The organism is Acidaminococcus fermentans (assembly GCF_009696675.1).
GTDB lineage: Bacteria > Bacillota > Negativicutes > Acidaminococcales > Acidaminococcaceae > Acidaminococcus.
Window position 1 is genome coordinate 68,188 of record NZ_VULN01000009.1, and the last position, 12,595, is coordinate 80,782.

Annotated in this window: 14 protein-coding genes; 12 read left to right on the plus strand and 2 right to left on the minus strand. The window is 51.0% G+C overall.

What is annotated here, in order from left to right; genetic code table 11:
- Window positions 1-60: 60 nt before the first annotated feature.
- The 3 genes from FX155_RS07355 to FX155_RS07365 all read left to right on the plus strand — a co-directional run bounded on the left by FX155_RS07355 (window position 61) and on the right by FX155_RS07365 (window position 4,893).
- A complete protein-coding gene (locus FX155_RS07355; protein ID WP_154488261.1) occupies window positions 61-2,988 on the plus strand; it encodes an insulinase family protein in 2,928 nt (975 codons plus the stop codon).
- A 431-nt stretch (window positions 2,989-3,419) separates the two neighbouring features.
- Complete coding sequence (locus tag FX155_RS07360; RefSeq protein ID WP_022488106.1) at window positions 3,420-4,460, plus strand: 3-deoxy-7-phosphoheptulonate synthase; 1,041 nt, start codon at window positions 3,420-3,422, stop codon at window positions 4,458-4,460.
- Window positions 4,461-4,479: 19 nt separating this feature from the next.
- Entirely contained in the window at window positions 4,480-4,893 is a 414-nt protein-coding gene (locus tag FX155_RS07365) for an amino acid-binding ACT domain protein (RefSeq protein ID WP_022488105.1), read from the plus strand.
- Window positions 4,894-5,310: 417 nt separating this feature from the next.
- Here the strand turns inward: FX155_RS07365 and FX155_RS07370 are convergent, their stop codons facing one another.
- Both FX155_RS07370 and FX155_RS07375 read right to left on the minus strand, forming a co-directional pair.
- On the minus strand, window positions 5,311-5,721 hold the full coding sequence (locus tag FX155_RS07370; protein WP_154488262.1) for a peptide deformylase: 411 nt from the start codon (window positions 5,719-5,721) through the stop codon (window positions 5,311-5,313).
- Between the two features lie 508 nt (window positions 5,722-6,229).
- Window positions 6,230-6,595 carry an ACT domain-containing protein gene (locus tag FX155_RS07375; protein WP_154488263.1) on the minus strand — a complete coding sequence of 122 codons (366 nt, stop codon included), beginning with the start codon at window positions 6,593-6,595 and terminating at the stop codon, window positions 6,230-6,232.
- 464 nt (window positions 6,596-7,059) lie between these two features.
- Between FX155_RS07375 and FX155_RS07380 the strand changes: the two genes are divergently transcribed.
- The 9 genes from FX155_RS07380 (at window position 7,060) to FX155_RS07420 (ending at window position 12,339) form a co-directional block, all read left to right on the plus strand.
- Window positions 7,060-7,608: a TetR/AcrR family transcriptional regulator C-terminal domain-containing protein gene (locus FX155_RS07380; protein WP_195839633.1), complete on the plus strand. Its 549-nt coding sequence runs from the start codon at window positions 7,060-7,062 to the stop codon at window positions 7,606-7,608.
- Between the two features lie 132 nt (window positions 7,609-7,740).
- Window positions 7,741-8,067 carry a cupin domain-containing protein gene (locus FX155_RS07385; protein ID WP_022487520.1) on the plus strand — a complete coding sequence of 109 codons (327 nt, stop codon included), beginning with the start codon at window positions 7,741-7,743 and terminating at the stop codon, window positions 8,065-8,067.
- Window positions 8,068-8,142: 75 nt separating this feature from the next.
- On the plus strand, window positions 8,143-8,787 hold the full coding sequence (locus FX155_RS07390; RefSeq protein ID WP_022487521.1) for a flavodoxin family protein: 645 nt from the start codon (window positions 8,143-8,145) through the stop codon (window positions 8,785-8,787).
- A gap of 28 nt (window positions 8,788-8,815) precedes the next feature.
- Window positions 8,816-9,319: a flavin reductase gene (locus FX155_RS07395; RefSeq protein WP_154488266.1), complete on the plus strand. Its 504-nt coding sequence runs from the start codon at window positions 8,816-8,818 to the stop codon at window positions 9,317-9,319.
- Window positions 9,320-9,624: 305 nt separating this feature from the next.
- Window positions 9,625-9,969, plus strand: a complete 345-nt coding sequence (locus tag FX155_RS07400; RefSeq protein WP_154488267.1) for a hypothetical protein — start codon at window positions 9,625-9,627, stop codon at window positions 9,967-9,969.
- Window positions 9,959-10,492: a hypothetical protein gene (locus tag FX155_RS07405; protein WP_154488268.1), complete on the plus strand. Its 534-nt coding sequence runs from the start codon at window positions 9,959-9,961 to the stop codon at window positions 10,490-10,492. Before FX155_RS07400 ends, FX155_RS07405 begins: the two co-directional genes overlap by 11 nt.
- A 94-nt stretch (window positions 10,493-10,586) precedes the next feature.
- Window positions 10,587-10,829 carry a hypothetical protein gene (locus FX155_RS07410; RefSeq protein ID WP_154488269.1) on the plus strand — a complete coding sequence of 81 codons (243 nt, stop codon included), beginning with the start codon at window positions 10,587-10,589 and terminating at the stop codon, window positions 10,827-10,829.
- Window positions 10,830-11,267: 438 nt separating this feature from the next.
- A complete protein-coding gene (locus FX155_RS07415) occupies window positions 11,268-11,609 on the plus strand; it encodes a hypothetical protein (protein WP_154488270.1) in 342 nt (113 codons plus the stop codon).
- Window positions 11,610-12,057: 448 nt separating this feature from the next.
- Entirely contained in the window at window positions 12,058-12,339 is a 282-nt protein-coding gene (locus tag FX155_RS07420) for a peptide deformylase (RefSeq protein WP_022487524.1), read from the plus strand.
- Window positions 12,340-12,595 lie beyond the last annotated feature (256 nt).

The following is a 12,595-nucleotide window of genomic DNA, read 5'->3' on the forward strand; positions in this document are numbered from 1 at the left end:
AGGGGCAGCTCCCCTTTCTTTTGCCCTTAATAGAAAAGAAAACAAAGGAGAAGATTCTGCATGGAACTTTCTGTTGGAACGAAACTCCACGGCTTTGCCGTACAAAAAATCACCCCTCTGCCGGATATCGAAGCCACGGCTTACGAAATGATCCATGAGGCCAGTGGGGCCAAACTGTTCTACCTGTCCTCAAAAGACGACAACAAGGTGTTCACTATCGGCTTCCGGACTCCCAGCCAGGACGACACCGGGGTGGCCCACATCACCGAACATTCCGTCCTTTGCGGCAGCCGGAAATACCGTCTGAAGGAACCTTTCGTGGAACTGGTGAAAGGCTCCCTGAACACCTTCCTGAACGCCATGACCTACACGGACAAAACTGTGTACCCGGTGGCCAGCCGGAATGCCAAGGACTTCCGGAACCTGGTGGACGTGTACCTGGATGCGGTGTTCTATCCTCTCATCGGAGAGAACCCCTTTACCCTCCGCCAGGAAGGCTGGCATTACGAACTGGGGAAAGAAGGGGACAAACCTCTCCTTTACAACGGGGTGGTGTACAACGAAATGAAGGGGGTCTATTCCTCCCCGGATGCCATCGAGGAACATGAAGTGATGAAGGCCCTGTTCCCGGATTCCCCTTACCGGTTCGAATCCGGCGGCCTGCCTTCCGCCATTCCCCAGCTGACCCAGGAAGGGTTCGTGGCCTTCCACAAAAAATACTACAGCCCGGAAAACGCCTACATCTACCTGTACGGGGATGTGGACATCGCCGACTGGCTGGACTACATGGACCGGGAATATCTCAGCCGGTTCCCCAAGACCGGCACCCTGAAGGTGGAAATCCCCCTCCAGGCTCCCTTCGACCAGACCCGGGAAGTGAAAGCCTCCTACCCGGTGCCGGAAGGGGATGACACGGCCAAAAAGACCTACCTGTCCATGAACATCGTGGTGGGGTCCGCCCTGGACCAGAAGCGGATTATGGCCCTGAAGCTTTTGACCCATGTGCTCCTGGACGGGAACAACGCTCCCCTGCGGCTGGCCCTGCTCCGGGCAGGCATCGGCAGCGACGTGTCCGGCAGCCTGAACGGCTCCCAGCTCCAGCCGGTGTTTTCTGTGGAAGTCAGCGGTTCCGACCCGGACAAGGAAGACCAGTTCGTAAAGGTGCTGTACCGGACCCTCCAGGATCTGTCCCGGAACGGGATTCCCCGCCGGCTCCTGGAAGCGGAACTGAACTCCGAAGAATTCAAGATGCGGGAAGCGGATTTCAACATCTATCCCAAAGGCCTGATCTACGGGCTGAACGTAATGGAAACCTGGCTCTACGGAGGAGACCCCACCGCCTGTCTTCGGTTCACCGACTGCCTGGACTTCCTCCGGAGCGCCATCGACAAGGGATATTATGAACAGCTCATCGAAAGCGTACTTCTGGACAACACCCACAAATGCCTGGTGACCCTGACCCCGGAACCGGGGAAGGAAGCCCGGGACGCGGAACAGTTCGCCCAGGCCATGGCGGAAAAGAAGAGCCAGATGGATGCAGACCAGCTGAAGGAAGTGGAAGCCATCGCCGACGAGCTCCATGCCCGGCAGGCAGCCCCCGACACCCCGGAAGCCTTGGTCTCCATCCCGCTCCTCCAGCGGTCCGACATTACCCGGAAAAACGATTTCGAGCATCCCCAGGTAACGGAAGCGGGGGACCACACCCATCTGGTGCTCCATCAGTTCACCAACAAGATCGCCTATTTCGACTGGTGCTTCGATCTTACCGGTCTGCCGGAAGACAAGCTGTGCTATGCTTACCTTCTCACCGACGTGCTGGGGAAGGTGGACACCGACGATTATTCCTATGAGGAACTGACCACCCTGGCGGATCTGTACCTGGGAGGCCTGAACTTTGAAGTGAAGCCTTACAGCCGGTATAACGACACCAACACCTACCGGAACGTGTTCAAGGTGTCCGCCAAGGTACTGGAAAAGAACGAGGACAAGCTGTTCGATATCCTCAGCAGCATCGCCCTCCGGAGCCATGTGGAGGACAAAAAGCGGCTGAAGGAAATCATCAGCGAAGTGAAGACCGACTGGGACAACAACTTTTTTGCCCGGGGGATGACCGTGGCCACCCTGCGGCTTATGAGCTACTTCTCCAAATCCGCCCGGAGCATGGAACACGACCAGCTGACCTATTACCAGTTCCTCCAGGATCTGTGGGCCCATTTCGACGAAAAGGCCGATGAAGTGGCGGCCAACCTGAAGGCTCTGGTGCCCGCCTTCTTCCACCAGGATGCCCAGCTCCAGTCCCTGTCCTGCGACAAGGACATGGAACAGGAAGCCCTGGCCAGGATGGAAGCCTTTACCGCCCAGTTGCCCCATTCCCCCTATGCAGGGAAGGCCATGCCCGTTCTGACGGCTCCCGGGAAGAACGAAGGGATCACCACCTCCGGGAAGGTCCAGTATGTACTGGCCGGGGGCAATTTCCATGACCACGGCTACCACTATACGGGAGCCATGAAGGTGCTGGAAACCATCCTCCGGTACGGATACCTGTGGACCAAGATCCGGGTCCAGGGCGGGGCCTACGGGGCCGGTACCCGGTTTGACCCCAGCGGCACCTTCTACCTGTCCAGCTACCGGGATCCCAAACTGGCGGAAAGCCTCCAGGCCTACCGGGATCTGCCGGACTACCTGGAAAAATTCCAGGCCTCCGACCGGGAAATGACCAAGTACGTGATCGGCACCATCAGCCTGGTGGATACGCCCCTTACCCCGGCCATGCACCTGGAAAAGGCCATCACCGCCCAGATGAAGGGGACCCCGGAAGCCATCGCCCAGAAAAAGCGGGACCAGATTATCGACTGCACAGCCGAAGACATCCGGGCCCTGGCGCCCCTGGTACGGGACGTGCTCTCCGACGGCTACCTGTGCGTAGTCGGGGGAGAAGGGAAGATCCAGGAAAACAAGGGATTGTTTGAACAGGTGATCAAGGCGTAAAAGGCAGTCAGCGGGTGAAGGAGACCATCTGCCGGGGGCAGATGGTTTTGAAGGGAAACGCAGCCCAGGGGGCTGCTAACCCACCACCATTCCGCAAGCGCAACGGTCCCCCGCCCTTGAAAAGGGCGGATATACGCTCGGGGCTCCGCCCCATTGCTTTTGTGACACGCGGGCTATGCCCTAGTGTCACTATCCGCCCTTTTCAAGGGCGGGGGACCAGCCGCAAGGCTGGTGGTGGGTTAGCAGCGACAGCTGCGTTTTTCTCAAGGGGACCCGTGCACCGGGTCCCTTCCTTCGCCCATTGACAATTGACCATTGACCATTGACAGCAACAAGGACGATTGTATCTTTTGTAATTTTTACAGATACAATCGTCCTTGTTGCAAATTTGTGGTATAATGAATACAATTTACACCAAACGGAGGGATACAATGGAACTGGAAATGGAATTCATCCGGAAAATGCCTTCTCCCCAGGAACTGAAGGTGGAACATCCTGTGGAGCCGGCCATTTATGAGACCAAACGGCGCCGGGATGGGGAGATCCGGGACATCCTCACCGGGAAGGACAACCGTTTTTTGCTGATCATCGGTCCCTGTTCTGCGGACAATGAGGACGCTGTGGTGGACTACTGCCACCGGTTGGCAGAAGTCCAGGAACAGGTGAAGGATACCCTGTACATCATTCCCCGGGTCTACACCAACAAGCCCCGGACCATTGGGGTGGGGTACAAAGGCATGGCCCACCAGCCCGACCCGGAAGGGAAGGAGGACATGCTGGCCGGGATCATCGCCTGCCGGAACATGCACATCCGGGTGATCCGGGAAACCGGCTTCACCTGTGCTGAAGAGATCCTTTACCCGGAAAACCACCGGTACCTGTCCGACCTGATTTCCTATGCGGCCATCGGGGCCCGGTCCGTGGAAGACCAGCTCCACCGGATGATGGCCAGCGGGGTGGGGATCCCGGTGGGGATGAAGAACCCCACTTCCGGGGACATTTCCGTTATGCTCAACTCCATTGCCGCCGCCCAGCATGAGCAGCAGTTCCTGTTCCGGGGCTGGGAAGTCCGGACCAAAGGGAACCCGCTGGCCCATGCCATCCTTCGGGGGTATGTGGACAAGTTCGGCAAGAGCCTGCCCAACTACCATTATGAAGACCTGGTCCGGCTCCACGAGGAATACGGGAAACGGGATCTGGTGAACCCGGCGGTGGTCATCGACGCCAACCACGCCAATTCCGGGAAAAAGTACCTGGAACAGATCCGGATCTCCAACGACGTGCTCTACAGCCGCCATATGAACCCGGACCTGAAAAAGATGGTGAAGGGCCTGATGATCGAAAGCTACATCGAAGACGGCAGCCAGAAAATCGGCGAAGGGGTCTACGGAAAATCCATCACCGATCCCTGCCTGGGCTGGGCCAAAACCAAAGATCTGATTTTGGAACTGGCCGGCCGGGTGGATTATTGAGAAACAGGGAGGAAGTACCATGCTGAAACAGATTTCGCTTTTTGCAGCCAACCATAAAGGGGCTCTGGGGAAGATCACCAACGACCTGGCCCGGGAGAACATCAACATCTACACCATGCTGGCCACCGACAGCGCCGAATTTGGCATCATCCGGCTGATCGTGGACAATCCGGACAAGGCCCTGGAGGTGCTCCAGAAAGCCGGCTACCAGTGCCGGATCGACTATGTGCTGGCTGTGGACATGGGCAGCGACCAACCCGGGACCCTGGACAAGATCCTGACCCATCTGAAAGACGCCAACGTGTTCGTCCGGTACCTGTACATCTCCTTCGACCGGAAAACCTCCAGCCCTATTGTGGTGCTGAAAACCGACGAACCCGAAACTGAAACCTTCCTCCAGGGAAAAGGGTATACCCTGCTGGACCGGTTCTGAGGGAAAAGGGCAGGGGCCGCTTTTCCGTCTTACGCAGAAGGAGACCATCTGCCGGAGGCAGATGCTTCTGAAGGGAAACGCAGCCAGGGGCTGCTAACCCACCACCATTGCGCAAGCGCAACGGTCCCCCGCCCTTGAAAAGGGCGGATATACGCTCGGGGCTTTGCCCCATTGCTTTATGTGGGTGCCAGGGCGTAAGCCCGCGTACCCACTATCCGCCCTTTACAAGGGCGGGGGACCGGCCGATAGGCTGGTGGTGGGTTAGCAGCGTCAGCTGCGTCCTTATTCAGAGGAAACCGGTTACGGGTTCCATCCATCTTTCCTTCCATCCCGGCCCCCCAGGTCGCAAAAAAATCAGGCCCGCAGTCACATCGACTGCGGGCCTTTTTTTGTACAGACTATATTGTATCCGTTCTTTTATATCACAATTCCCTGCAAATGATCCACCTCGTGCTGGATGATTTCTGCCGTAAAATCTTTGAATGTCTGTTTTTGCTTTTTGAATTCCATATCCTGGAATTCTACCTGGATTTCCCTGTACCGGGTGGTTTTTCGGGTTCCGGATAGGGACAGGCAGCCTTCTTCGGTTTCGTAGGGATGTTTCTTTTTGAGAATCACCGGATTGAACATGATCAGATCCATCATCCCCAGATTCACTACGATAATGGCTTTGGGGACTCCGATCATATTGGCAGCCATGCCCACACATTCCTGCCGATGGGCGGCCAGCGTGTCCAGCAGGTCCAGGGCCGTCTGCCGGTCTCCGGGAAAAGCAGGAAGGGCTTTTTGCTGGAGGAAAACAATATCGTGGACGATTTCTTTGATCATAACGGATACCTTCTTTCTTGCAGGAAAAGACTCTGATTTTTTGAAAGAACAATCATCCTTAAAGTTTGATGAATCAATGATAGACCATAGATAGGATAAATTCAACCTGTTGCAGTAACATCCAGGAAAACAAAAGGACAAAAATCCAGGGGATTTTTCCCGAATGGATACCCGTCGGGTGGCCGGGAAGGGCGGGCCCGGGGCTCGCCCCTACAGCGTCAGGGTCGGAGAAACGGGGAGGCAGGGAGTTTCGGCTTTCATCGAATCTTCGATGAGCGGGCCTGCCGTCCCTATGGCTTTGTGCACGGCCCGTATTTTGGTGCATAAATCGGCACCGTAGGGGCCTCACGCCGGGAGGCCCGCAAACACACCGAATGTACGGGCGTAATGATAATCATCCCTACGCCAACCAAGTCATACCGAACGAAGGAAATCCTCTGCCCCCAACGTGGTAGGGGCTACCCGGAGGGAAGCCCGTCCCGGCCGCCCAGGGGGCCCGAAGCTTCTTTCAAACAACCGTATATCCGGCTTCCGCCAGCACTTCCAGAGATCGGTCGAAGTTTTCCTTTTTCACCAGGATGTAATCGGTATTGAACGTGGAAACGGCGAAAATACTGATCTTGTGTTCGGCCAGGATGCCGGACACCTGGGACAGGATCCCAATCAGAGAAAAATCCAGGATGCCCTGGATCCGGAACCTTTTCCAGCCATCATCCCGTTCCAGGGTCCGGAGAGGAGCATCTTTCGTCCGGCAAACCAGGGACAGTTCCTCATCGGTTTTTCCAATAAAATAAAAATCAGCATCCAAACGGATATCAGACAGCTGGCTGACCTTGCATACCGTCAGATTATAAGGGATTTTTTTCAGTTCCATGGCAGGCTCCTTTGCAGTTAAATATGAAATTTCATTGATAATTTAGTATATCGGCAGTGAGAAAAGAAAGCAAGATAGAGGAGAAGAAAAAGATCATACAGATTTACCCCGAAGGGAACCCTCCGGGAGGCCGGGGAAGGGCGGGCCTGCGGCACTCCCCTACAGCGCTGCAATCGAATGTCTGATCCAACAGTCTTAAAAACGGATGTTTCGACGATCCCGTTTCTCTGATTTTCCGTTGGTTCTTTGACCCCAACGGCGTAGGGGCTCCCCGCAGGGAAGCCCGTCCCGGCCACCCAGGGGGATGCTCTGCGCTCTGCACTCTGCACTTATGTTCCATTTCCCCCTGCCCATACTCCCTCCTTTTCTGTTATAATAACAGGGAAAGTTTCACCCTACAAAAAGTTTGGCAGTAGGAAGAACCCGTTTTACTATTTTCATCCATGAATGAAGGGGAGACTTTTATGATTGAACGGCCTACCACGAAGCAGTTATTAGCTGCTTCCCTCATTGAACTTGCTGGGAAGAAATCCGTTGACAAGATTTCGGTCAAAGAAATTGTCACCAACTGCGGCATGACAACGACAACCTTTTATAATCATTTTGCGGATAAATATGTACTACTGGCTTCTATCTATAACAAAGAAATTGAGCCGGCTTTCAGCCAACTCGGCAATAAAATCAGCTGGTGTGATGCGTTGCGCATATTCTGCACTACCCTTTCGGATAAACAGTCATTTTTCCTAAATGCGTTGAAAAACACAGCAGGGCAGACCTCCTTCCGCTATGCGACTAATGACTACGCCATTGATTTACTGCGTGAGCGCCTGCGTATTTTAGGTAAAGAAGATGCACTTCCTACAGAAATCGATTTTTTGGCTAAGTACTATATGCGTTCTATCTCTGAGATGATTCAGGACTGGTTTATTGGTGGGCAAAAAATTCCTCTCGATAATTTTATCGAACTGCTTGTCCTCGCCATGCCAGAACCATTAAAGAAGCGTCTGCTTTAATGGCAGGTTGGCATTCTGCACAAAATGACAAGTTCGTTTAGAAACACACGATTTTCTAACGAGATTCTGCCTTTCTCCCGTGCTATAATTCAGTTGAAAAAAACAAGAAACTTACTCAGGAGGATTATCCATATGTCTGTTTTTCCAGAAATCATCCGCCATGTTCCACAACGTGACTATGGTATAGAAGGGCTGACGGTTCGCGTGGACCATACGTCTACAGGCACGGTCTACTTCGTCAGTGCGGAAAAAGAAGTCCATTTCCCAGAGCATGCCCATGCGGAACAGTGGACAATTGTTGTCAGCGGTAAATGCCTGTTGACAATGGATGGCGCAACCAGGACGTATCAGCAGGGCGATACATACGTCATCCCAGGCAATAAGAAACATCAAATCACACTTTGCGCTGGCTATGCGGAAGTTGATTACGTCGACGATCCGTGTGACGGCGAAGCATAATCTATTTTTGCGCGGCCTGCGGTTATGAGTACATTGGCGATATCAACAAAAAATCATAGAGGAGGAGAGATTCCTATGAAAAAGATACTGATACTGGATGGTGGCCCCCGGAAGAACAACAACACTGCAAAACTCCTGGCATCTGCCAGGGAAGGTGCTGTTTCTGCCGGAGCCAGCGTCGAGACTATTGACTTATATAATCTGAACTTTACCGACTGTCGCAGCTGCCTGGCATGTAAGAATAAAAAGATTGCCGTGCCTTGGAAATGCTATTGGAAGGACGGCTTGACGGAAACGCTGGAGAAAGTCTATGAGGCAGATGCAATTATCATCGGCTCGCCAATTTACTTCGGGGAACCAACGGGCGAGGTCCGTTCCTTTATGGTCCGCTCGACCTTTCCGGCACTATCCTATGATGATTATAAGAGCACGTTTACGGGAAAAATCGATGTCGGCATTATCCTTACGATGAATGCAGACCAGAACTACTACGATGAGCACTACAAACCGCGCATGGAAGAATACTTCTGGCCGTTCCATTTCCTGAACGGGAAAACGGAAATACTGGCTTCCTGCGATACGCTGCAGGTACCGGATTACAGCCGATACCGTATGGCATCGTGGGATGAAACGAAAAAGAAAGCGCATCACGCCGAGCAATTCCCGAAAGACCTGCAGGCGGCATTTGATCTTGGAAAGAGACTGGCCAGTCAGCAGTAACTGTTTTGTTGTGAAAGGATAAACTTTTATGAATACAAAAGATTTTCAGCCAGAGATTTTCAAACTCTTTGATGACCAGTGGGGCATCCTGACCGCCGGCGATAAAGGTGCCTTCAATTCGATGACGATTAGCTGGGGTATGCTGGGAACACTCTGGTGTATGCCTCACAAGGGGAAGAATGTCTGCGCAGTATTTGTCAATCCGGCGCGTTATACGTATGGTTTCATGGAAAAGAGCGACTACTACACTGTCTCGTTCTTTGACAACAAGAAGTATCAGAAAGCTCTCGGTATCATGGGAAGCAAATCCGGCCGGGATATGGATAAAGCAAAGGCCAGCGGTCTCACCCCAAAATATCTGGAGCATGGCGTGACCTACAAAGAAGCAGAGATTACTTTTGTCATCCGGAAAATCTACCGCCATGAGCTTCAGCTGGGGCAAATGCCAGCGGATGTCATCGAAGGATTCTATACCAAAGGCCGTGTGCCGCACACGATGTATATCGGAGAAATCATCGAGACCATCCGGTAAATCCCGGCCATCAATCCTATAAGCTTCACATAATCATAATCTCCGTCAGGGTCGGGGGACCAGGGAGGGCAGGGAGTTTCGTTTTTTATCGCACCCCCGATTCCCATATTGTCACCGTCCAACAGATCAAACGAGAGTGCCCGACCCCAACGGTGTAGGGGCTACCCGCAGGGAAGCCCATCCCGGCCGCCCAGGGGGCAAAAAAGCAGGTCCGCAATCTTGAGAAGATTGCGGACCTTTTTCTATCGGGATTTTTGGATAGGGCATTTGCTATAATGACATAACGCAGGAAGATAAATTCAGCTGTGGGTAAAAAGAACCAGAGGGAGAGAAAATTGAAGGTAAGATATGTTGGACCTTCACAGCAGGTTAAGAGTCTGACGGATCATCAAATCTACTCTATTGAACAGGAAAAAGGTGCTTCATTGAATCCATGGGACGAATTGGAAAATACGATTTTTTATGGGTCTGCCCAAGATGTTGAAAATTTAAAATGTCCCAAGTGCGGTGGACCCTTAACGGTAAGATTTGAAAAATCGGAATCCTGCCTCACCATAGAATGCCGGCAATGTGGGGCTCGATCTCATGGGGATAAGTGTCTCCTGGTGCCAAAGTATTTACAGGAGGACGGTGAATTTAATGACGGCTGATGATGGAAAGAAAACGAAAACGCTTCTAACACCTTTTGGTGAGATCAAAATCCTGGTCGATGGAAAACCAATCCCCTATGTTGCACAAAGGGGAAGGAATTTGGAAGGAATGTGTCCTCATGTTCTGGGAAGATATCAGATTGCCATCCATTTTATCCCTGATGGAGAGAATCATACCCTGGCATGTGTTTTTGAAACTGGTTTATCCTATGAAAGAACGCCGGAAAGTGGTGATCGGCTGGAATGTCAAAGCTTTTATAATGATTGCGGGTTTAAAATGTCCATCGGCCTTGAATGTGAGGGAGGATATGTCGATGGCAAGCGGTTCTCCAATGAATATGACTATGATTCAGATTATCTGGCTAATGGAATGGCTTTCTTGATTGACAGGAATACACAAACAGAGCGCTATGTGTTTGGGATATCCTGGATTGATAACGCAGTCTGGAACGATCATACTGAAGACAATCGTAAACGGGATGTTGAAACCTGGTATGGGGCAGACCCAACGATAGGATTGTAAATCTTCGCCACTCAGTTACTAGGACCTCAATCGAATAAAGACTTTCGGCCGCTGGCCGGCCAGGGTAAGGCGTGTCAAGCAGGAGCATAGCAAAATGGTCGATTTATTTTTGCAGGAAATTACGGAGGAAAAAGTTGCCTATAAATATGTCCCAGAAGGTAAAGAGAATGAATACGGGTATGGATTGATTGCTATCGATAAAACAACCGGCGAACTAGAACTGGTTCAACGAGATCCACAGAAGTGGGATGCTTATGCAAGGCATGCAGTTTTAACGATTCATAAATTTTACAAACAGGGATTTTACCCTGAAAAATATACGGTTCTCTGGTATTGAACAAAAAAGATTACGGTGAACATCCATGATTGACCTGGCGAAAGACAGGAAAACTGGCATTCCTAATTCTGAATCTTTGACTTTGAGTTTGTGGTGGCCAGGATTGATTTGCCTTGGTTGAACCCCTACCACGTCTGCGTCGGAGTTGGGTGCAGAAAGACGAGCCGCGAGCCATTGCAATGCCGTAGGACTCGCAGGCCCGGCGTTCCCGTTAGATGCACGAACCTATGACCCCAACGGTGTAGGGGCTCCCCGCAGGGAAGCCCATCCCCGGCCGCCCAGGGGGCAAAAAGCAGGCCTGCAGTCGAGGGATTACGGGCTTTTTTCTGTCGTGATTTTTGGATAGGGCATTTGCTATAATGAACATAAAGCAAGAAAAACCTTCAGGAAGTAGAAAATTAAAAAGACTGCATATAAAAAATCGAGGTGTTGGAGAAAATGAAATCAACACAATTAAAACAAGAAAAAACACAGAATATATTTGCGGGTCTCAAACGTGGAGATTCCAATGTTCTTTTACAATATTTAAAGGGATCACCGGAAACTAAAATCATTGGTATTATAGCTGCCATCATCTATAATAATAGATCTGATGAGTGCGTTAGTCTTTTAAAAGAGATTGCCAAAGGTACGGATTTTGCAAGTTATGGCGGAGTTGTAGCAGAATACGCTATAGCAGCTTTAGATATATTAGAAGTAGAAAAATATCATGGTTCGAATGAAAGAATACTTGGCATTATTAAATATCAGTTTAAAGACTTGAAGGATATCTTTAGATAAAAATCATCGATTTATGCACTCCAACTTCTGCAGAGTGATTATTATGCACGGTTGGACGAGTGTAAGAAAATTCTGCTCTCCGGGCGCCCCCTACGGGCCGGTATTCTTCACATTCGACTCATTCCCGCCTGCCCATACCCCCTCCTTTTCTGCTATAATAACAGAGAAAATTTCACCCCACAAAAAGTGCAGTAGTAAGAACAGTCCGTTTTACTGCTGAATACAAGATATGGTAGCTAATAAATTACGAACAACCACATCTTGTGTATGCCCCAAACTGTTCATAAAACATTGCAAATAATGGGAGAAAAAAGCTCTTCTTGGGTTACTTTTGTAATGAAATAAATTTACATTCAGATAGAGAAAAACTTGCTCGTATAAGATTGCAGCAAGAAAGATAGCCGTGGTGGGAGTTCCTGCCAAGGCTTTTTTATTTTGTTTTCTCGCAATGGCAGCCAATATGATCGGAGTACCAAAGACCATCATTGTGGTGAGCCTGGGAATCATGGACCTGGTGATGTTCAACCCGGCAATCACACAGAAGAAAGGGCCTTACGAAACAGAAGAAGGCTGTCTGTCTCTCACAGGGACCCGAAAAGTCACCAGGTATCAGGAAATCAAAGTGGAATTCCAGGATATGAAATTCAAAAAGCAGAAAAAGACTTTCAAAGATTCCCCGGCAGAGATTATCCAGCATGAAGTGGATCATTTGGAGGGCGTATTGATTTAACAGTCTTGTCAGCGGTCGACAGATATCCGGCCAAACAGTCACAGAAAGACCTGGAACAGGCGAGAGCCATGGGTTTGAGGGACTGATACAGGACTGAGTACCAGGAAAACGAACGCTAGCAATCTGCAAAAACCAATTTTTCTAATTTCCTTTGAATTTAGAAGGAGAATCTGCTATAATCTCTTTCGGTAACTGAAAAATCCGGTGCTGACGGCTGCCGAGTCGTCAGAAGTAGGGCCGTATCCCCATCGTCAGG